We start from the raw sequence: 23,737 nt of genomic DNA on the forward strand, positions 1-23,737 counted from the left end.
ATAATTTAACCTTTACACTAAGCCACATGCTCCCGAATCAATTCAGCAATCCATGTTACAGCCTGATCTATTTCGTTTTTCGTTACATACAAGTTAGGCAACAGACGAATCACGTTCGGTCCTGCTGTAATGAACAGAATGCCCTTCTTCTGTCCTGCCAAAACAAGCTCCGCTACCGGTTCTACACACTCAATGCCGACCATCAGACCTTTTCCACGAATATCCTTTACAAAAGGACTATCTCCAAGCTGCTTTTGCAGACTATGGAAAAGGTAATCTCCCATCTCAGCTGCACGTTCTGGCAGCTTGTCATCAATAATCGTTTCAATAGTAGCTTGAACCGCTGCCATAGCAAGTGGCGTACCTCCAAAGGTAGAACCATGACTGCCCGCTGTGAACGCTTCACGCAAATATCCTTTGCCTAGCATCGCACCCACAGAGAACCCACTGCCCAGTCCTTTCGCCAATGTAAAGATATCCGGCTCTATACCATAATGCTCAAAGGAAAACAGCTTGCCCGTCCGTCCCATACCTGTTTGCACTTCGTCAATGATCAGCAGCAAACCATGCTCGCGGCATAGCTTTGTGATCACATCTACGAAAGCAGGGTCTACCGGATACATGCCGCCTTCGGCTTGCACCATTTCCAGCATAATTGCCGCTGTATTCTCATTGATGGCTGCTTCGAGCGCAGCCTGATCATGAAGCGGAACGCTTTTGAATCCGGCGGGAAGCGGTAAAAAGCCTTCTTTCACTTTGTCCTGACCCGTAGCGGTCAAGGTTGCCAGCGTCCGTCCGTGAAAGGATTGCGTGAACGTAATAATTTCGTAGCGACCGGTCTGCTTTACCTTCTGGTGGTAACGACGTGCCAGCTTAATTGCAGCTTCGTTCGCTTCGGCCCCGCTGTTGCAGAAGAACACGGCATCTGCGCTGCTATGGGCTGTCAGCAAGGCAGCTGCCCGTTCCTGCCCCGGTATATGAAACAGATTGGATACATGCCACAATTCATCGATCTGTTTTTTCAATCGTTCAGCTACTGCTTGAGGCGCATGGCCCAGATTAGTAACGGCGATGCCTGACATGAAATCCAGATAACGCTTGCCCTGATCGTCCCACAGCCAGCTTCCTTGCCCTTTCACCAGTGTAAGCGGGTATCTTGCGTAGTTTGGAAAAAGAGAGCTATTTGTCTGCGTTTTTGCCGGCTCCATTTCCGCTTGCACTCCACTTCCATCCGTACTTGGCATTTCCTCGCTCACCAGCGTATTCGGTTCCTTACTCATTATGTTCACGCTCCTTTATCGTTTGGTTATATAGGTCGAGCTATATATATTACAATTACTGCATACGCACGATGCGTGTTCCAATCGATTCTCCGCCTAGCACACGACTTAGTACCTGCGGTTCGCTACCGTTCACAATGACGACTTCCTTCACTTTGCCGTGGATACAGGCAATAGCCGCTCTCACTTTCGGGATCATACCCCCATATATTTCACCTGTGCTAATCATATCCTCAATTTCCTGTACGGTGATAGAGTCCAGCACTTTCTTTTCTCCGCCATACTTCTTCAATATGCCTGGTACATCTGTAACGACGATCATCCGACTGACCCCCAGATGAGAGGCTACCGCACCCGCCGCTGTATCCGCATTAATGTTGTAACGCTGACCAGATCGATCAATCCCGATGGGGGCAATAACAGGCATATAGTCCATATTCAGGACACCTGTAATAATCGAGGCTTGAACAGATGTTACCTCTCCGACCCAACCGACCTCAGCAGCATTCGACACAGGCTTGGCTTCGATTAAATAACCATCACTACCTGACAACCCCAACGCTCGGCCCCCATGCAGTCCTATTCTACGTACAATCTGCTTGTTAATGCTACCCGCCAGTACCATCTCCACGACATCCAGCACGGGTTCGGTCGTTTTGCGTAATCCATGAATGAACTCTGTTTCGATCCCCAGCTTCGCCAAGTTGTCGGAGATCGCAGGGCCACCGCCATGTACAATGACAGGTTGAAGACCTTCCGACTGCAAACGCGCCAAATCTTCAAAAAAGGAATCAGGTAACGCAGCCAGCGTACTTCCTCCGCATTTCATCACAAAATTACGACGTGCCACTCCCGCATGATTCGCTTGATCCGCGTGTTCCACTACCGATTGCATATCATCTCTCCTTTTCTTCTCCGCATATCCGTGCAATTTTTAAATGATGCTGGACTTATATCCGCTCTTTGCTTCTATTAACTACTATCCTTATTCAATCCGTATTTTATTCGGGTATCTATGTCCGATAAGCTGCGTTAATCCGCACATAATCATAGGTTAGGTCACAGCCCCATGCTGTAGCGGTTCCGTCTCCGTGATGCAAATCAACAATAATTTGCACCGTATCTCCCCGCAAATAGGCTAGCGCCTCTTCTTCATCAAAAGCGACCGGACTTGATTGGCTTAGCACAACAATATCACCCAAGCGAATATCTACCGTTTCTGGATTAACTGGCTCTCCAGCACGCCCTACGGCCGCAATAATCCGTCCCCAATTCGCATCTGCTCCGAAGACGGCTGACTTGACCAGACTAGACCCAACCACCGTCTTGGCTATCGCTTGAGCGGACGCATCGCTTACCGCTCCGCTTACAGACACCTCTACTAGCTTCGTAGCACCCTCTCCATCGCGAGCAATTGCCTTCGCCAGTTCTCGGCAGATATAGGTGAACGCCTCGGCAAAAGCGTCCCAATCGGGATGCCCTACGTGCAGTTCACGGTTGCCAGCCAGCCCACTTGCCATAGCAATCAGCATATCGTTCGTGCTCGTATCCCCATCCACCGTAATCATATTAAAGCTGGTATCCGTTGCCTGCTTTAATAGTTGATGAAGCGCCGTCTGTCCGATTACTGCATCACAGGTCATAAAAGCGAGCATCGTTGCCATATTCGGATGTATCATGCCCGATCCCTTGGCCGCCCCGGCGATGTGCACGGTCACACCGTCCACTTCAACCGCCACACATACTTCCTTTTTAACCAAGTCCGTTGTCAGAATGGCTTGGGTAAATTGCTCTGCTCCATCGTTTGCCCCGTTCATACGGTCAGGTAAGGAGGATATACCTTCAAGCACACAATCCATTTTCAAATGCTCGCCGATCACGCCTGTCGAGGCGACGGCTACATTGCTCTCAGCAACACCCAGTTCATGAGCCGCAGCCGAACGCATAGCGTAGGCATCCTGCTCTCCTTGTTGTCCCGTGCAGGCATTGGCGTTTCCGCTGTTCACCACTACTGCCTGCAATCGACCATCTGCCAAGCTCTCGCGGGTCACCTTCAGCGGTGCAGCCTGAAACACATTGGTGGTGTACACCGCAGCAGCTGTCGCCTCTACTTCACAACGAATCGCGCCCATATCGTTGCGGTTCGAATTTTTTAGCCCGCAGTGTAATCCGCCGGCTGTAAAACCACGCGGAGTTACGATGTTACCCCCGTTTACTACTGTAAACTCTACTTTGCCCATAATTATGTGCCCTCGTTCGCAACATATTCGATGAATGACAGCTGTTTGTATTCCAAATTCCCGCTTGCTGCCGTTATCCGTATCCATGTTGCAGTTACTTGCTACTTACGGATATACCGGTATGAAGCCTAGCCCGAGGTTCTCCTCCCATCCCATCATCAAATTTAAATTCTGAATCGCCTGCCCTGCGGCACCCTTCACAACATTATCAATGACAGAAATAATCGTAAGGCGCCCGGTTCGGGCATCTGCTGCAAAACCGATGTCGCAGTAATTCGAACCCATTACTTCCTTCGTTGCTGGCCATATACTTTCGCCACGTACACGGACAAAAGGATGGCCTTTATAATAATCCCGGTATAACCCGATAAGATCTTGATCTGTATGGTCACCCTTCAGCGTGACATAAATCGTACTCATAATTCCTCGGGTCATAGGAACAAGTTGTGTTGTAAACGTAATCGTAACGTCCTCGCCCACAATATCACCCAGTACCTGTTCGATCTCAGGGATGTGCTGGTGCTTATTCACCTTATAAGCCTTAAAATTCTCGTTCATTTCCGCATAGTGCGAAACGAGGCTTGTTCCCCTACCCGAGCCGGATACACCGGATTTGGCATCCACAATCAGCGACCGATGGTCGATCCAATCCGCTTTCAGCGCAGGAATAATCCCCAGTAATGTTGCAGTCGGATAGCAGCCTGGATTTGAAATAAAAGAAACGCCCGCCAGCTTTTCTGCATACACCTCACTGAGTCCGTATACCGCTTGCTTGAGATATTCGGGGGAAGCCGCAGGCTTTTTATACCAAGCTTCATACATTTCCCCGCTTCGGAGCCTAAAGTCCCCGGAAAGATCAATGACCTTCAGTCCGACATCAAGAAGCTGCGGCACTAACTTGGTACTAACGCCCGATGGCGTAGCAGTGAAAACCAGATCGGCCTTAGCAGCAATTTCGTGGACTTCGACACCGTCCAAATCCTGCACCACAATGTCCGTCAGATGTGGAAATCCGTCACTGATTGGGACACCCGCGCTGGACGAAGAAATAACAGATACAATCTCTACTTGCGGATGATGAACCAAAAAACGAATCAGCTCCACCCCGCCATACCCGGTGGAACCGACAATTGCCACTTTTAACTTGCTGCTCACAGACCTTCCTCCATTCCGTTCGTATGAAATATGTATTATTATACGACTCTATTTATATAAATACAACACCTCATGTCATGTTATTCCCCCTAATTTAAAATATGCGCTCTTGTCTATTCTTTTGACCGACAAGCTATACGAGCTATAATAAAGTAAATAAAAAAATAGACAGCGAACTTCTTGAATACAGCTTGCCACTTTGCATAAAGAATAAGGGGGATATTCCCTTTACATGATCTCACTTATTGGAGTTCATCTCGATTGGTCATTTGCTGCACTTTATGGACTTGTTGAACATGAAGGGAGTACATGTAGCACTACATACAAGAGGAAATCACATGCGCTGCATCTAGTGAATCTGCTCAGAGGAACCGCTGAAGCGGATAATTGGGGTCGAAAATAAACCTATACGTTAGGGGTGTTACACATCGAAACATATACAGCGAATATCGTTATAGATGCAAAAGCAAAGTTAGGCGAGGGTCCCAGCTGGGATCAGCGGTTTCAACGTTTATTTTGGGTCGATATTAAAGGCTTTCAATTGCATATCTACGATCCTTCTACATGCACAGATCGTACAATAAATGTTGGTGAACATATTGGTGCAGTTGTACCTTATCTCAAAAATAAAGTGATCGTAGCGCTGATTAGCGGTCTATATTGTTTAGATATTGAGACAGGGGCCAAAGTATTAATTCATGATCCTGAGGAAGGTAGACTAGGTAATCGTTTTAATGATGGAAAATGCGATCCTGCCGGACGTTTTTTAGCAGGAACCATGAGTCTAAATGGCGAACATGCGCAAGGAGCATTGTATAGTCTGAACACAAAAGGCAAGGTCTCCTTACTGGTTGGTAAAGCTTCCATATCTAATGGATTAGCCTGGAGCGCAGATCATCGTACAATGTATTACATTGATACTCCAACATTGGAGGTCGTCTCCTTTGATTACGATGTGGTGCAAGGCACTATTAGGAATAAGCAACTGGTGGCTAGATTGGATGAAAGTGAAGGGTATCCAGATGGCATGACAATCGATGCAGAGGGCATGTTGTGGGTCGCGAGATGGGGTGGTAAACGTGTCTCCCGTATCCATCCTGCTCATGGAGAAGTAATTGCTGAGGTATCACTTCCCGTCAATTGTGTGACTTCGTGCGCTTTTGGCGGTGAACAGCTGGATGAGTTATATATTACGACTGCTCAAGATGATGATAGTGCCGATCAACCCTTAGCAGGCGGCCTATTTATGGTCAAGACAGGGGTAAAAGGAACGCCTACCTCGTATTTTAATCAAGGACAAACGGCAAATTGGCTTGAACGATTGGTAAAATGAATCTAGTAAAGCATGCTGAAGAGAGAAGAGCCTACTATATTAGTGGGCTCTCCTGCATGGATTCAGTTAAGAGCATGCCTCCAGAAGGCCCTCTTTGTTTCAGCTTTCCTTCTTAAACCCTTCACCCAATACCTCACGAGTATTACTTATTATCACAAAAGCTTCCGGGTCTACCAAGCGGACGAGCGTTTTAAGGCGAGTTACCTCGTTTTGTCCGACTACAACCATAAGCACAGGACGTTCTTCGTTCGTGTAACCGCCCCGTCCTGCCAGCTCTGTCAATCCTCGGTCCAAATCCTGCAAAATAGCCTGCGTGATCGTTTCTTTCTGATTGGATATGATGTAAGCCACTTTGGAGTAGCCCAATCCCATTTCCACGGCATCAATGACCTTACCCGTTACAAACAAGCCGATCAACGCATACAGCGCCCGTTCCGGCGAGAGGGCGAAACCAGCCAGTGTAATCACCGTGCCATCCATCAACATAACACAGAGAGAAAGACTAAAACCCGTATATTTTTGAATAATCTGCGCCAAAATAGCCAATCCACCCGTCGAGCCCCTGCCCCGAAACACGGTACCTAAACCCAATCCTACTCCGATTCCACCATATAGCGAAGCCAGCAACGGATTGGTTGTCGGAACTGCCCAATCCTTCGTAACATAAACGAATAGCGGCAGCATAATACTTCCCAGCAGAGAACGCAAACCGTATTTTTTCCCTAACAGCAGGACCCCTGCTATAAATAATGGAATATTCATTCCCCACTGCGTATAGGCTGGTTCCAGGCCAAACAGCTCCTCGCCCAAGATAGACAAGCCCGATACCCCCCCGGATGCAATCCGGTTTGGGAGCAAGAACATGTTAAAGGTCAGCGCTGTAATGAAAGAGCCGAGTATAATCAGCAAAATATCGGTCACGTTGCGTGCGGGTCCGCTGGCGGCAATCAGAGGCTTGCGTCGTCTTCGGCGAGCAGCGGGAGGATTCAATTGAGGCATCATTCGTGTTCTCCTTTAATTAAAAAATACCGTTACACAAAAATTCCTACAGTCTGCAGGCACATGGTCTGCGGACTGTAGGAAAACGTACAGGCTATTATTCTGCGTCCAGCTTAATTTGGCTGCGCAGGTAACCATCGATGAACGGATCGAGATCGCCATCCATGACAGCTCCTACATTGCCGGTTTCCACACTAGTACGATGATCCTTAACCATGCTGTATGGATGGAACACGTAGGAGCGAATTTGGCTGCCCCATGCAATATCAGACTGTTCTCCGCGGATTTCGTCCAAGTGCTGACGTTGCTCTTCAATCTTACGCTCGTAGAGCTTGGAACGGAGCATCGTCATGGCACGCTCTCGGTTCTTGATCTGGGAACGTTCATTTTGACAGGTCACGACAATACCGGAAGGTAAATGCGTAATCCGAACGGCTGAATCGGTCGTATTAATATGCTGACCGCCCGCACCACTGGCCCGGTACGTATCAATTTTAAGATCTTCCGTGCGGATCTCAACGTCCACATCATCCGCAATTTCAGGCACCACATCACAGGATACGAACGATGTATGCCGACGGCCGGAGGAATCAAATGGAGAGATACGAACAAGCCGATGCACGCCTTTCTCCGCTTTCAAATAGCCATAGGCATTATAACCTTTGATCAAAAGTGTTACACTCTTAATTCCTGCTTCATCACCCGCTAGATAATCCAGGGTCTCTACCTTAAAGCCCCGTTTTTCAGCCCAGCGAGTATACATCCGTAGCAACATTTGTCCCCAGTCTTGGGACTCCGTTCCGCCTGCTCCCGGATGCAACTCCAGGATGGCATTAAGTTTGTCATACGGCTGATTCAAAAGCAATTGCAACTCAAACTCCTGAAGCTTGCTCAGCAGAGAACTGACACTATTCTCGATTTCTCCAGCCAGTGTTTCATCGCCTTCCTCATCAGCCAGCTCAGCCATCATGCCAGCATCTTCGTATTCCTGACGAAGCTGTTCATAGCTGTCTACTGAAGACTTAACAGCGTTCATTTCTGCAATTACACCTTGGGCTTTATCATTATCATCCCAAAAGTCAGGTGCAGCCATCTTTACTTCAAAGTTTGCGATCATTTCCTGTTTGAGATCTAAGTCAAAGAGACCCCCTAAGGTTTGTTAGTTTCTTGCCTATTTCTCGCAAATCATGCTTTACACTTGGATCAATCATGCTGTCATTCTCCTTTTAATATATGGTTAGGGGAAGTAAAAGCGTTGTGAGTTACGGCTGGGTGAAGAGACGCTGCGCGAATGATTTGATCTTACGATCGCTGTTGCAGCGAGATGCCCTTGATTGGATTAACACATTCAAAGGTGGGCATCTCACTGCAAAGGCGAACGCTGACGCTTCTCCAGATTCAAATCCTTCACTTCGCTACCGACCGCCGTAAAGTCAAACGACTTATAGATAATCGGCTCAGGTATGTGAGCCGAGTCAAGAGCTGAATTAACTGACAAGCAAGCTAAGACCCGCTTGCTTGTCATAATTATAGAAATAGGGACAATCTTCTCAAGAAAAAAATATTCAAACTGATCCTCCAACAAAAACACTATAAGCTGAAAACATCAGTGCATCCCCTGTATGGCACAAAATGGCCGACGGTCAGTGGTTGAACTGCCGCCTGCCATTATATGCACTGCAGGGAATAGTGTATCTCAAGACTCTCCCTTAATTTCAATCCGTTATTTTCTACGCGGACGCGAAGGAGCGGATTTCTTTTTAGGAGCAGCTGGTTCACCACTCGTCGAGATTTTGTCTTCGTCGATGACAGCCTGACGCTCTTGATTGGATTCAATTTGTGCTTTCATGATGTATGTCGCTACTTCCTCTTGGATGCTAGCAATCATAGCATGGAACATTTCGAAGCCTTCAAATTGATACTCGCGCAGAGGATCGGTACCGCCGTAAGCACGCAAGTGAATACCTTGACGCAATTGATCCATAGCATCAATATGGTCCATCCATTTGCTATCGACCGCACGCAGTACGATAACTTTCTCGAACTCGCGTACCATATCTTCGCCAATCATTTCTTCACGGCTGTGGTATCTGTTGGTAACTTTTTCGAAGATCATATCCACGATCTCCTCTTTTTCCTTGCCCCACAGGTCGTCACGTGTAAGTGTATTTTCCTCAAGCAGGTTGTTATTCACATACTCTGCTACTTCTTCAAGTTCCCAGTTTTCAGGAATGTCATCCCCGCAATGAGCTTCCACTACACGCTCAATGACAGGCTTGATCATGTCAAACACAATTTCCTTGATGTTCTCTGATTCCAGCACCTCACGGCGTTGTTTGTAAATAATAGCACGCTGCTGGTTCATTACATCATCATACTGGAGAACGACTTTACGCTGATCAAAGTTGTTGCCTTCGACGCGTTTTTGAGCTGATTCGATAGCACGTGTAATCATGCGACTTTCGATGGGTTGGTCTTCCTCGAAGCCCAAACGCTCCATCATATTCAGTACGTTGTCCGCACCAAAACGCTTCATTAACTCATCGCCCAGCGATAAGTAAAACTGTGTGGAGCCCGGATCACCCTGACGTCCTGCACGTCCGCGAAGCTGATTATCAATACGACGGGATTCATGACGTTCTGTACCGATGATGTGCAAACCACCAAGTTCTGATACGCCTTCACCCAGTACGATGTCAGTACCACGTCCGGCCATGTTGGTAGCGATGGTAACTGCGCCTGCTTCACCTGCACGGGAAATAATCTCAGCTTCCTCAGCATGATACTTGGCGTTAAGCACTTTGTAACGAACGCCTTTGCGTTTCAGCATTTCAGAAAGAAGCTCCGAGTTTTCAATAGAAACCGTACCTACTAATATCGGCTGGTTCTTTTTGTTACGCTCCAGGATTTCATCTACCACAGCATGGAATTTGCCTTTCACGCTCTTGTACACTATGTCAGGCATATCTACACGCTGGTTAGGCTTATTCGTCGGAATTTGGAGCACTTCCAGACCATATATTTTTTTGAATTCTTCTTCTTCTGTTTTAGCTGTACCCGTCATACCCGCCAATTTGCGGTACATACGGAAATAGTTTTGGAATGTAATTGTCGCCAATGTCATGCTTTCATTTTGTACAATGATGTTTTCCTTTGCTTCAATAGCTTGGTGCAAACCATCACTGTAACGACGTCCAGCCATCAAACGACCTGTAAACTCATCGACAATTAGGACTTCACCGTCAGCCACGACATAGTCCACATCCAAACGCATAATAGCATTAGCTTTCAATGCCTGTACAATGTGGTGATTGATTGTAACACTTTCCTGATCGTACAAGTTTTCAAGACCAAAGAAATTTTCAGCTTTGGATACGCCGTTTTCGGTCAAAGCAACCGACTTCACCTTAATATCCAGCGTGTAATCTTCTTCAACATTCAGGCTCTTCACAAAACGGTCAGCCGCAAAATACAGCTCGGTCGATTTCTGAGCTTGTCCTGAAATAATCAATGGTGTACGAGCTTCATCGACGAGAATGGAATCCACTTCATCAATGATACAGAAGTACAACGGACGTTGTACCATCTGCTCTTTGTAAAGCACCATATTATCACGCAGATAATCGAATCCGAACTCGTTGTTTGTACCGTATGTGATGTCACAAGCATATGCTGCCTGCTTGGCGGCATGATCCATGTTGGCCAAATTAAGCCCTACGGACATTCCTAGGAAGTTATAAATTTGTCCCATTTCTCCGCTGTCACGTTGCGCCAAATAGTCATTGACCGTAACCACGTGCACGCCTTTGCCCAACAGAGCATTCAAATAAACCGGCAGTGTTCCTACCAGTGTTTTACCTTCACCGGTTTTCATTTCGGCAATTTTACCTTCATGCAGCGCAATACCGCCGAGCATCTGTACGTCATAATGACGTTTACCCAGCACCCGTTTGGACGCTTCGCGAACAGTAGCAAAAGCTTCTGGCAAAATTTCTTCAGCCGTAGTCCCTTGTTCGACCCGAGCTTTAAATTCCACCGTCTTCGCTTGCAACTCCTCATCCGAGAGCTTTTCGAAATCCGGCTCTATCTTATTGATCAGTTCAACCGTCTTCATTAAACGCTTGACATCACGTTCATTGGTATCTCCGAAGATTTTCTTAACAATTCCTAGCATGGTTTACCCCTTTCGCGCAAAACAATTAATAGAATCAATTTCACAATAAGAAAGGGTCCATGATGAAATTGATTCCCGATATGTTTGACAGGCCCGGCTGTACCAGCCCATCGTGCGATGTTCTTTGCATAAATTGTAACAGTTTGTAGGACATGCCGCAACACAAGCAGCCTCCAGATTTGCATCCGGTTAAAGATACCAAAACAATTGACGCACGAAATACACAACTTGATTACACTTATCCAAGTTTAAATTTCCTTACTTTCACAAAAAAACATATAAAAGAGCCTTATCCCGCCAGGTTCGCAAGGATAAGGCTCGTGTTGTTTTCATTTTCCTAATATCCATGAAGCATGCTTCAATCGAAATCGTTCTATTCATTTTAAAATGTGAAAAGTTCCTACTTCACAGGCTATTGCCGTTCGATCAGACCGTATTTACCATCATTGCGCTTGTAAACTACGTTAACTTCTTCGTTGTCAATATTGGAAAACACAAAGAAATTATGTCCAACCATGTTCATTTGAAGAATAGCTTCTTCCACATCCATAGGTTTCAATAAGAAACGCTTGGTGCGGACAACTTCCAGCTCATCCAGTTCTGCATCTTCAGCAACAGCCACGCCACCTGCCGGATCTTCCACAAAAAGGGTTTTCAAACTGCCTTCTTGACGGAATTTTCGGTTTAGCTTGGTTTTGTGCTTGCGAATTTGCCGTTCAAGCTTGTCTACCACGGCATCAATGGATGCATACATGTCATCGCTCTCGTCTTCGGCACGGAGTACAAGCCCCGGCAAAGGAATGGTTACTTCTACAGTGTGCAAATCTCTGGTTGTGCTTAACGTTACACTTCCATCAGACGTCGGGGGTGCATCGAAATACTTTTCAAGTCTGCTGAATTTCTTATCAACGTAGTCCTTCAAAGCGTCGGTAACCTCGATCTGTTGACCTCGTACTGTTAAGTTCATAGGGCACGCCTCCTTTGCCCCTTCAGTATAGCACATATGTTAACGCCAAGTAAAAAAAGAGACCAACATTTCGAAGCTATTTTACAAAATCCCTCTTTTTTCGCTAAAACGCTTCCCATAACGTCATTCTTTGAAAACAGGTATGTTTAAAATCGACTTGCATACATATGTGAATAATGAGTGCATATACGAATATTGCTCCGCTGACGTCATGACAAACAACTATTTTGGGCTTCATGCTAAGCGATTTTATCGAAAAAGGGGGTGTCCCTTTCCCGATGGACAGGTACATGGACTTGTGCGGTATGCAAGGCCTGGTTACAACCCAGACAATTTATACGAAAGGATTATTACACCCAGCCTAGCTGGCTCTTCCTATACGGAGATCTCAAGATAACAGATTTGGAAGAGATGGAAAGTAGGAAGCTAATCCATGGCTTTTATTCAGCGTTACGTAACGAACCAGACGGGGGCTGTCACCTTTATAGGGAATACACTTGGGCTGGCACGTTCTAATTCGGTAGGAGTGCCGGGAACAGCGACCAGCATTGGCGCTTTCATCACAACCAATACAGCCTCTCGCTTCGGCACGTATCCATTTGGCACGACTTCTACCTTTACCAGTAACTCATCGACAGCATTCCTTGTGCTCCCTGCGGGCAGTACAGTGCTGTATGCTGAGCTTATTTGGGGAGGAAGTTATGCCAACGGCAGCACCAATGTATTGTCCAGCGCCAGTAACCCGGTCACATTTCAGACACCTGCTTTATCTACCACGGTCAGCCCTGAATCTGCAACATCAGTCAACGTCACCAGTCTCAGTACCTATGTGAGAACAGCAAATGTCACAAATCTGGTCATTCAAGGCGGTGCAGGGGCATACACGGTCGGAAATGTGACGGGCACCATCACGGTTCCGGATTCCACCAACACCAACCATGCCGGCTGGACGCTGGCTGTGGTGTACAATAACCCATCTCTGCCCTTCCGTAACCTGTCGCTGCGTGTAGGCGGTGAGGGGGTCAGCAGTGCTACTGGCTCGGTCAACGTTGTAGTGAGTGGCTTTGCCACTCCTGTACAGGGAACTCTGCGCGGCAGGGCGCTGATTAGCGCCCAAGAGGGTGACGTGGACATCACTGGTGACCGTGCGTTGTTTGGACCTACCACATCCAGTTTGACTGCGCTGTCTGGGCCTAATAATTTTTCGACTAATTTTTTCGCTTCGCAAATAAACGGAGATGACGGTACATTGGTCACGACCGGGACCTTCGGTACAACTAATGCCGTAAATGGGACACCTGGAACGCAGGTGACCGGTGGACGGCAAGGCTGGGACATTACCAATGTCGATATTTCCTCCACGCTGCTCAACAGCCAAACGACAGGTGTCCTCCAGCTGACAACCAATGGCGACATTTACACTGTAAATGCCAATGCCATTCAAATTGATATCAATGCTCCGCTGGTGACCCTGACCAAAACTGCCAGCTCTACAGGATTGGTTATTGGCGATACAGTGACCTATACGGTTAACATTTCGAATACGGGGCTCGTCAGTGCTTCCAACACAGTACTTACCGATACCATACCAACCGGGGCTACCTTCGTACCTGGCAGTGTTGTTGTCGCGGGCACAGCCCAGCCAACGGCCAATCCCGCTACAGGTATCACAGTGGGCAGTGTAGCTCCTGCTTCCACGGTGACCATTACATTTCGTGCAACCGTCACTTCATTGCCAGCAAACACCCAGCTAGGTAATCAGGCATCCGCATCCTTTTCCTTCCAAACTGTACCTGGAGGGCCTGTCATTTCTGGCAACGTTCCGTCCAACACTGCCAGTACACCGATCTACCAGCCCGTCATCGGGATTGTTAAAAGTGCCAATACAACGGCTACTACAGTCGGAGATACGATTACGTACACGTTTCAAATATCCAACACGGGCAGCATTGCTGCAAATCTCAGCTTTTCGGAGAGTATTCCCGCCGGATCATCCTTCATACCGGGTAGTGTGACCATTGGCGGTTCCTCCGTGCCTGCTGCCAATCCCGCTACTGGTTTTTCAGTAGGAACGATTAATACAGGTGCTACTATACCCGTGACCTTCCAGACCCTGGTCAATGTGGTTCCCGCCACTGGTAATTTGACCGATCAGGCGGCTTACACGTATACCTTCACACCACCTGACGGACGTGTATTGAACGGAAGCGGGACGTCCAACACGCTCACCATTCCCGTCTCCTCACCAAATGTGACCGTGACAAAGGCCTCTTCTCTGGCGGCAGCCGCAGTCGGAGAGACTGTTCAGTTTACCCTAACCGCCACAAACAACGGAATCGCCAATGTGACCAATGTAGTCGTTACCGATCCGCTGCCAAACGGAGTTGCCTTTGTACCTGGTAGCGTCACCGTGAACGGAACTGCTTCTGCGACTGCTACACCTGTGAACGGCATTCCGATCGGTACTTTAGCTCCAGGCGCATCGGTTACGGTTGTATTTCGGGCAGCCATTAATTCTCTGCCTTCTCCTGCACAGATCAACAATCGTGCAACTTTCAGCTTCACTTCCGGGGCCTTTACCGGATCATCTTTGTCCAATCTTGTAACCATACCTGTCGTTATCGCGGCGCCGACAATTACCAAGAGCGCAAGCTCCAACCGTGCCAGCGTTGGCGGAATAATTACTTATTCATTCCTCATCGCTAATACCGGAACAGTCGTATTAAACACGACCTTAACGGAAACTGTACCGACAGGCTCCACCTTTATTCCCGGAAGCGTCATTGTCGGCGGATCCTCAGTGCCAGGCGCCAATCCTAATACGGGAATTTCAGTGGGCACCATAAACCCTGGTGCACAAATTACAGTCTCATTCCGGACGACAGTAGATTCCCTACCACCCGGGGGTGGATTAAACGATCAGGGCCTGCTCCAATATTCATATCAGTTGCAAGACGGAAGAACCCTCTCGGGCTCGCTTCTTTCCAACATTGTTTCCGTGTCGATTTCACTTCCTAACATATCCGTAACCAAGTCTGCGGGATTCACATCCGTTAGTGTTGGCGAAACGCTGACCTACAGCGTGAACGCCATTAATAACGGAATTGACCCCATCACAAACACCGTGATTACCGATTCACTCCCCGGCAGCGTGTCATTTGTACCCGGAAGCGTAACCGTCGGTGGTTCACCTGTGAGCACAGTCGATCCAAGAAGTGGCATTCCAGTCGGTACCATTGGCGCAGGCGCATCCGTGCAGGTGTCCTATGCCGTGCTAGTCAACGCCGTTCCGTCCGTACAGCCGCTGCAAAACACAGCCGGTGTCAGCTTCACCAGCGGTGCTTTTACCGGAACATCCCAGACAAATACCGTCTCTGTGCCGGTTTATCAGCCTCGTATCAGTGTGGTCAAATCTGCAAATACAACAGTAGCTACGATAGGCGACACAATTCTGTATACATTGTTGGTCGCGAACAACGGTAACTATAATGCTTCTGTAACGCTGACAGATGTTATTCCTGCCGGGTCCACATTTATAGAGAACAGCGTAGTAATCAATGGTGTTAATCAGCCTGGAGCCAGTCCAGCAGCAGGCATTTTCATCGGAACCGTGTCGCCGCAAAGCCCTATCACACTGACATTTCAAACCGTAGTAGCCTCTCTTCCAACACCATCTCAACTGACAGACCAGGCCACCGCCGCCATTTCCTTTACATTGCCTGATGGGCGGGTGCGAACAGATAGCACATCGTCCAACGTGCTATCCATTCCTGTGTCTGCGCCGAATGTGTCCATTTCGAAGACTGCAAACCGTTTCACCGCCATTCCAGGTGATTCGGTATTATACACCCTGACCGTACTTAACAACGGAATCCAGACCGTGAACAATGTGGTCGTTTCCGATCCTATCCCGGCCGGCTCTCAATTCACTGCGGGTAGCGTAACGCTGAATGGCTCCACAATAGCCAGTGGAGATCCTTCTTTAGGTATCGTAATTGGGAGCATTGCCGCTGGAGGGGGAGCTACGATCACCTTCAGGGTAACGGTATCCTCTCCATTACCAAGTCCACCGCAGCTCATCAATCAATCGCGTGTCAGCTACACGAGCGGTGCTTTTTCAGGCGTGTCAGTATCTAACCCGGTGACAGTAGCCGTCAATGCTCCAGTGCTAACTGTAAGTAAAACTGCTGACCTCCTACGGGCAACAGTTGGCGATATCGTAACGTATTCCGTGGCGGTAACCAACAATGGTAACATAGCTGCTGCTGCCACATTGACAGACAATATTCCCGCAGGCTCAGCACTAGTACCGAACAGTGTGGTCGTCAGCGGTGTTCCTATTCCTGATACCAGTCCCGAAGCAGGTCTGTCTATTGGCTCCATTGCACCTGGAGCCGTAACTCAAACAACTTTTCAGGTGGTGATTACTTCCGTGCCTTTACCTCCCCAACTCACCGACCAGGCGAATATCAGTTTTTCCTTTCAACCGCCGGATGGCCGGATTGTTAACGGCAATGTTTCGTCCAATATTGTCACAATTCCTGTATCGTCACCCAATGTGCAGGTCAGTAAAAGCACCTCGGCAACTGATGCCGTTCCTGGTGATACGATAACCTATACTATTACAGCTACCAATAGTGGCATTGAAATCATAACAGATGTTCGTGTGACCGATACCATTCCGACAGGCTCCTCTTTTGTTCCTGGCTCCGTTATCGTAAATGGAACAACGCTGCCGTCAGCCAGCCCCTTAACGGGGATTCCAATTGGCTCCATCGCTGCTGGAGCGTCAACAACCGTTACCTTTTCCGTGTCTGTCAACAGCCTGCCTGACCCACCTCAGCTGAGTGATCAGGCTACAGTTTCTTTTACCAGCGGTACACTGAACTTCACATCACTCTCCAACACCGTTGTCGTCCCTGTTTACCAGCCTATTATCAGTCTTCTTAAAACCGCAAATACGAGTCAAGCAACGGTAGGCGACACCGTAGTCTATACACTCACTGCCCAAAATACAGGTAATCTAGCAGCGACCGCCACCTTCACCGATGCCATTCCATCTGGTTCCTCCTTTATACCGAATAGCGTCACCGTGAACGGTCTGCCTGTTGCTGGAGCCAATCCCCAATCAGGGGTAATAGTCGGAAACATTGCAGCGGGGGCTTCTGTTTCTCTTACCTTTCAAGTGGTCATTAACGCTGTCCCCACTGGCCTGGGTCTGTTAAATCAAGGTTCGGCCACATTCACTTTCCAGCCACCTGACGGTCGCACATTAAACGGAAGCGTCCAATCCAATCCGGTGTTTATTCCTGTATCCAATCCAGATGTCACCGTGACCAAAACAGTCAATCAGACTTCTGTAGCCTTTGGAGACACCATTACGTACACCATTACCGCAGCAAACGGAGGCATTGAACCTGTAACAGGGACGGTCTTTATCGACCCGATAGCTGATGGCACTACTTTTATACCTAACTCCGTACAAGTCAACGGTATCACTATACCAGGAGCCAACATTGCTACAGGTGTGTCCGTAGGCACTGTTCCAGCTGGCAGCTCAGCAACGGTTACCTTCCAGGCCACAGTAACATCCTTGCCAGCATCAGGTTTGTCAACAGATCAGGCAACGGTATCCTTTAATTCCGGGGCTTTTGCAGGTCAATCCGTCTCGAATCAAGTCAGCCTGCCTGTATTACAGCCGATCTTGAATGTGACCAATACCCTCAGTGCGGATCGTGCTACCGTAGGGAATACACTTGGTTTTTTCATCACTGTAACCAATACCGGCAACGCGCCTGCAGAAACGGTCGTGCTTGATCTGTTATCCAGCTCGCTTAGCCTGAATCAAAATAGCGTATTGGTCAACGGTGCGCCCATTCCCGGAGCAGACCCTATTACAGGCATTAATATCGGTTCAATCGCCCCAGGCGCGACGGTAACCGTCTCGTTTAGCGCCGTGGTCATATCAGTACCACCTGGCTCTATACTGACCAACCAGGCCACTGTGAACTACACGTTCCAATTGCCAGATGGACGAACGTTGACTGGAAGCGGAGCAGCCCTGCCTGTATCCATTCCAGTCTCGTCACCGAATGTAACAGTCACAAAGGCAGCCGAGGTGGCTGTCGCTGTCGTGGGCGATTCTGTTCCCTATGTCATAACTGCGTTCAATAACGGACTCGATCCGGTTACTAGCGTAATCGTTACGGACACCATTCCTTTCGGAACCGCCTTTGTCCCGGGCAGCGTTACAATTAATGGTACTCCTGTTGTTACAGCCAACCCACAAAATGGCGTTCCTGTCGGAACGCTTGGAGCTGATGGCGGAGCCACGATTCGCTTTTTGCTTAACGTACAATCCCTGCCGACACCGGCGTCCATCACTAATGAAGCAACCGTCAGCTTTACTTCGGGTGCATTTAATGGATTTTCGGTATCCAATCCCGTTACCATCCCTGTGTATCAACCGATCGTCACTGTAACTAAAAGCGCGGGAGCGGGAAGAGCTACAGTTGGAGATACTGTAACCTATACATTCTCCGTTACGAACTCTGGAAACATCGGTGCAGATACCGTACTTAGTGATCCCATTCCGGCAGGGGCAGCTTTTATACCTAATAGTGTAGTGATCAATGGCACCGCCGCACCTGGTTCAGATCCAAGTGTTGGGATCCCATTGGGTATCATAGGTGCAGCTACGACCGTCACTCTGACCTTTCAGACAGTCATTACCTCACTGCCCGCATCAGGTACATTGGTCAATCAGGCGACCGCAGCTTACAGCTATCAACCACCAGATGGTCGTGTCCTGACTGGAAGTGCAGTATCTCCGTCCGTGACCGTCTCGGTCTCTTCGCCAGATGTGGACGTTATCAAAACAGCCTCCGCTACAGATGCTGTAGTCGGAGATACCATTACGTATACTGTCGTCGCTACGAATAACGGAATCAGTCCAGTCGTCAATGCCGTTGTATCTGATCAGCTGCCGCCCGGCACCAGCTTTGTTTCTGGCAGTGTAACCGTGAATGGCACATCTGTACCTACTGCATCACCAAGCTCAGGTATCCCTGTTGGCACCATTGCAGTAGGTGGCTCGGCAGCCGTTACATTCCAGGTCTCCGTCGTTAGTCTGCCGCAGCCGCCGCAAATAACTAATCAAGCAACCGTCAGCTTTACTTCGGGCGCGTTGACCTCGTCTTCGCAATCCGATCCGGTGACCTTGCCTGTTTATCAGCCAATCATCGGCCTGACCAAAACCGTCAATACCGTCAATACACAGATCGGATCGACATTGGTCTACACCTTGACGCTAACCAATACTGGAAATATCGGCGTTATACCTGTTCTGTCGGATAACATTCCTGTAGGTTCTGAATTATTGCCTAACAGCGTAGTCGTTAACGGCATCCTGGTGCCAGGAGCTTCGCCAGTTACAGGCATAACACTCGGATCACTAGCCCCATCAGGCAGTATCACAGTAAGTTTCCAAACCATCGTCTCGTCTCTGCCAGCTCCGCCTATATTGACTGACCAAGGGCAAGTGAACTTTACGTACTCACCACCAGATGGTAGGGTGCTGAGTGGCTCCGTCACATCCAATACAGTCAATGTTGCTGTGTCTGCACCTAATATTCAGGTGACGAAAACATCCAGTCTGGCAGCCGCTGTAATCGGAGATACGATCAGATATACACTGAGCATCACGAATAGCGGTGTGGATTCAGTCACAGATACTGTCGTGACCGATACAATTCCTGCAGGTACCTCCTTCGTTCCGGGCAGTGTCCTCATCGACGGAGTAGCCTTCCCTAATGTCTCTCCGATTGCTGGAATTGCCATTGGAAACGTCGCACCTGGAAATACATTCGTCGTCAGTTTCCAAACGACTGTCCAGTCTTTGCCGCAGCCACCCCTGCTCACAGATATTGCAGCCGTCACGTTTACTAGCGGAACGTTCACTGGCACTGCCTTTTCCGATCCACTCATCGTACCTGTGTTCCAACCGCTAATTGCAATTACTAAAGCATCCAGCACTCTTAACGCCTCCGTCGGCGATACACTGACGTACACGATTACGGCCGTGAATAGCGGCAATATTGCAGCAGCACTTACCATCAGCGATAACATCCCAGCCGGATCGACTTTCCTTGCCAACAGTGTCAGCATTGCTGGCAGTCCACAACCTGGATTGTCCATCGAAACGGGCGTTCCCGTTGGATCCGTGTTGCCAGGCGGAACGGTATCCGTAACGTTCCAAACCGTTATCAATACTCTGCCTAATCCACAGGTACTGGTCGATCAGGCATCAGGCTCATTCACTTTCCAACCACCAGATGGCAGAACAGTATCCGGATCTGCGGTATCCAACACAGTTAGTATCTCTGTATCCTCACCAGATGTGAGCATTGTCAAAGGAACAGCAGCTACAGACGCCATTGTCAGCGATATCATCACCTATACCTTGGCCGTTTCCAACAATGGAATCAGTACCGCCAATAATATAGTGGTTTCAGATATCATTGCAGCAGGAAGCTCCTTTGTGAATGGCAGCGTTACTGTAAATGGAATCTCCTTCCCTGATGGAAATCCCGGATTTGGTATTGCTATCGGTACACTCACTCCTGGAGCCGTTACTACCGTTACGTTCCAGGCTCGAGTCGATTTCTTGCCCACATCGGCACAATTAACCAATCAGGCATCCGTTAGCTTTACCAGCGGGGCATTTACTGGCAGTTCAACATCTAATGTGGTAACTATTCCAGTCTTCCAGCCGATCCTGACAGCAGTCAAAACAAGCAATACTAATAATGCCACCGTCGGAGACATCATCACTTATACGATTGTCGTATCCAACACGGGTAACATTGCAGCCTCAACTACGGTAAGCGACAATATTCCAGACGGCTCTGTATTCCTTCCCAACACCGTCTCGATTAATGGCATTGCAGCTCCCGGTGCAAGCCCGGTTTCCGGCATCCCGACTCCAGCCATACCACCAGGACAATCGGCAACTGTCACTTTCCAAGTGCTGGTATCTTCCATCCCTGCAACCGTACTGCTGGTTGATCAGGCCGAGGTAGACTATCGCTTTAATGCACCAAATGGGCGAGAGGCAGGCGGTTTCCGTTTATCCAACATTGTTGAGGTTGCCGTGTCACCGCTAGACATCACATTAAGTAAAAGCGTAAGCTCACCTTTCGCCACTACTGGCGAAACCTTGACGTATGAACTCGTGATCTTCAACGAGGATACAAATACCGTGCAAGATGCCCGTTTGCTGGATATTTTGCCAGAAGACATCGAGTTTATTACAGGTTCAGTTCAGATTAATGGATCTACGGTAACAGAAAGCGATCCCGGCACCGGTATACCTTTGCCACCGTTAGAAGCGAATTCCAAGACTGTCATATCCTTTGATGTCCGTATCACAGCGACAGAACAGCCAGGACCACGTACGAATCAGGCACGCCTGTTACTCTCAAATGGTGAAGAAGCGAGTGCCGTTTTGTCCAATGCTGTCACCATTGCCTTACTTCAGCCTGTAGTGAAACTGACGAAAATAGCCAGCACGGAGAGCGTACAGCCAGGTCAAAGCATCACCTATTCCATCATTGCAGAAAATACTGGGAATATTGGTGCATTTGGCTTGTTAACGGACTCACTGCCATCGGAGCTTTCTTTTGTTTCTGGCTCTGTTTCGGTTAATGGAATCCCTCAATATGGCGTCAGTCCAGGGCAAGGCATTGCCCTAGGCACTATCGCACCAGGAGAAAAGACGACTACCCTCTTCTCCGCGCTTGTCGTTCGTGCCTCCGAGTCTGGCACACTGGTGAATCAAGCTTCGCTGGCTTACTCCTACCAGCTGCCGGACGGACGAAGCACGAATCTGGTAACTGCTTCACCTTCTGTCTCGGTTAAAGTAGCCCCTACGGCTACAGGAGCCTTGTCAGCCGTGCTACGCACAACAGTGTCTACTGTCGCATTAGGCGATGCTGTGCCTTATCAGTTGACTCTTGTTAATGATGGAGGCTCGGTCATTACCGATGTAGTGTTAGCCGATTACGTACCGAATGGAACCATCATAAACCCGAGTAGCTTGAGAATTAGCGGTTCTCCACCTGCTTCTAGCAAGCCGGGTGAACCATTATTTATCGGCAGCTTGCAGGCAGGACAGACAATTGATGTATCCTACAGCGTGAACGTTCAGTCTCTGCCTCTCGGAGGACGTCTAAACAATAGCGTGCGGCTTCAATATGCTGGCAGTGACGGTGCTAACGAGGTTACCAGCAATACCGTGACTATAGCTGTTTTCGATCCACAGCTTGCCGCAAGTATCTCCACGGAAAATACGGAGGCCATCGCACGAGAAAGTCTTACCTATACGGTACTGCTCAACAACTTCGGCAACGTAACATCCGAAGTTACACTGCAAAATTTCATTCCTGCCGGGACTCTGTTGATTCCTGACAGCATACAGTTGAACGGTCAATCACTGTCGGGAGCCGATCCAACTATCGGTGTTAGCCTTGGGTATGTGGAACCTGGACAGTCGTTGACACTGACTTATCGAGTGACCGTATCGGAGACGCCTCCATCTGGCTACATCGTAAATCAAGCTGCCTTTGCCTACTCGTTTACGCTACCTGGAGGAAGAGTCGTATCAGGGACATTGACTACCAAAGCCGTTACGATCCCAGTTGTATTCCCACTGCTCGAATTAGTTAAAAAGGTGAACACCACAGATGCCTCTGTAGACGACACACTCACCTTCACCATTCAGATTACTAACATAGGGGGGATCACAGCGCAGTATCCGTTGTTCACGGACCCATTGCCGCAAGGACTGATTTATGTACCCAACAGCCTAACTATCCAAGAAAAAGCACAGCCAGGCGCTAATCCCGCCGCAGGTATCACGCTCCCGGATATTGCACCGGGGGAGACGCTCACCCTTACGCTCCAGGCGCAAATTCGTGAGGCACCAGCAGATGGAACATTCAGCAACCAAGCCACCATCGAATATACCTCACGTCGTAGTGGTGGAGAGACCATCCAGGAAACAACCCAAACCAACACCGTCGACGTGACCGTTATTGCAGCCATCCCTAAACTTACGCTTAGCTCCAGCGCTTTACGTGTCGGCCAAGAAGATACCCTGTCCTTCACCGTCCATGTGGAAAACATCGGTAATACTCCACTGGAAGAGCTTTTGCTCACTGCACCATTTGCAGCCGAAGATTTCATTTTGCTGCGAACGGTCACCGTGAATTCTGTGCCGCTTCCGCATCCTAACCTGCTCCAAGGTATTCCGTTAGGTCGGCTTGACCCAGACCACAAAGCCGTCATCGTCTTTTCTTTCGACATCGAATCTGCGCTCCGTGCGTATCTGATCGCCCAGGTCATCCTGCGCTATCAATTCCGCTATCCAGACGGAAGCGTAGAGAAACAATCTGCCTCCTCCAATACCATTTTTGTGGAGATGGCTGACTTTGATGGTTCTCTAGAGTAAAAGTTCTATTGTGTTGAGCTCCTTACCACCGGGTAAGGGGCTTTTTTATGTAATTAGAAAACATAAAAAAGCCCTGGAAT

The 23,737-nt window shown here is 48.6% G+C and carries 11 protein-coding genes; 2 read left to right on the forward strand and 9 right to left on the reverse strand.

The window, feature by feature from the left end; all coding sequences use genetic code 11:
- Nucleotides 1-17: 17 nt before the first annotated feature.
- From ACYCS5_RS11965 to argC, 4 genes are all read right to left on the reverse strand, one after another.
- On the reverse strand, nt 18-1,280 hold the full coding sequence (locus tag ACYCS5_RS11965; RefSeq protein WP_029514563.1) for an acetylornithine transaminase: 1,263 nt from the start codon (nt 1,278-1,280) through the stop codon (nt 18-20).
- Nucleotides 1,281-1,335: 55 nt separating this feature from the next.
- A complete protein-coding gene (gene argB / locus ACYCS5_RS11970) occupies nt 1,336-2,175 on the reverse strand; it encodes an acetylglutamate kinase (protein ID WP_459761103.1) in 840 nt (279 codons plus the stop codon).
- A 118-nt stretch (nt 2,176-2,293) separates the two neighbouring features.
- Nucleotides 2,294-3,520 (reverse strand): bifunctional glutamate N-acetyltransferase/amino-acid acetyltransferase ArgJ, encoded by a 1,227-nt coding sequence (gene argJ, locus ACYCS5_RS11975; protein WP_459761104.1) that lies wholly within the window; start codon nt 3,518-3,520, stop codon nt 2,294-2,296.
- Nucleotides 3,521-3,625: 105 nt separating this feature from the next.
- Nucleotides 3,626-4,675 (reverse strand): N-acetyl-gamma-glutamyl-phosphate reductase, encoded by a 1,050-nt coding sequence (gene argC, locus ACYCS5_RS11980; RefSeq protein WP_459761105.1) that lies wholly within the window; start codon nt 4,673-4,675, stop codon nt 3,626-3,628.
- Nucleotides 4,676-5,093: 418 nt separating this feature from the next.
- On the opposite strand from argC, the gene ACYCS5_RS11985 reads away from it, so the two are divergent.
- Nucleotides 5,094-6,008, forward strand: coding sequence for an SMP-30/gluconolactonase/LRE family protein (locus ACYCS5_RS11985; RefSeq protein ID WP_165146250.1), 915 nt, complete (start codon nt 5,094-5,096; stop codon nt 6,006-6,008).
- Nucleotides 6,009-6,107: 99 nt separating this feature from the next.
- Here the strand turns inward: ACYCS5_RS11985 and ACYCS5_RS11990 are convergent, their stop codons facing one another.
- The 5 genes from ACYCS5_RS11990 to hpf form a co-directional block, all read right to left on the reverse strand.
- Nucleotides 6,108-7,007 (reverse strand): YitT family protein, encoded by a 900-nt coding sequence (locus ACYCS5_RS11990; protein ID WP_029514568.1) that lies wholly within the window; start codon nt 7,005-7,007, stop codon nt 6,108-6,110.
- Between the two features lie 97 nt (nt 7,008-7,104).
- A protein-coding gene (prfB, locus tag ACYCS5_RS11995; RefSeq protein WP_141695457.1) for a peptide chain release factor 2 occupies nt 7,105-8,218 on the reverse strand; the annotation gives its coding sequence in 2 pieces (ribosomal slippage) (nt 7,105-8,145 and nt 8,147-8,218; 1,113 coding nt in all).
- 152 nt (nt 8,219-8,370) lie between these two features.
- Nucleotides 8,371-8,592 (reverse strand): hypothetical protein, encoded by a 222-nt coding sequence (locus ACYCS5_RS12000; RefSeq protein ID WP_208332588.1) that lies wholly within the window; start codon nt 8,590-8,592, stop codon nt 8,371-8,373.
- 138 nt (nt 8,593-8,730) lie between these two features.
- The gene (secA, locus tag ACYCS5_RS12005; RefSeq protein ID WP_459761106.1) at nt 8,731-11,181 is read right to left on the reverse strand and encodes a preprotein translocase subunit SecA; all 2,451 of its coding nucleotides are present in this window, start codon (nt 11,179-11,181) and stop codon (nt 8,731-8,733) included.
- A gap of 412 nt (nt 11,182-11,593) precedes the next feature.
- Nucleotides 11,594-12,148, reverse strand: a complete 555-nt coding sequence (gene hpf / locus ACYCS5_RS12010) for a ribosome hibernation-promoting factor, HPF/YfiA family (RefSeq protein ID WP_029514571.1) — start codon at nt 12,146-12,148, stop codon at nt 11,594-11,596.
- A gap of 433 nt (nt 12,149-12,581) precedes the next feature.
- On the opposite strand from hpf, the gene ACYCS5_RS12015 reads away from it, so the two are divergent.
- Nucleotides 12,582-23,657 carry a DUF7507 domain-containing protein gene (locus ACYCS5_RS12015; protein ID WP_459761107.1) on the forward strand — a complete coding sequence of 3,692 codons (11,076 nt, stop codon included), beginning with the start codon at nt 12,582-12,584 and terminating at the stop codon, nt 23,655-23,657.
- Nucleotides 23,658-23,737 lie beyond the last annotated feature (80 nt).

The organism is Paenibacillus sp. SEL3 (assembly GCF_054602585.1).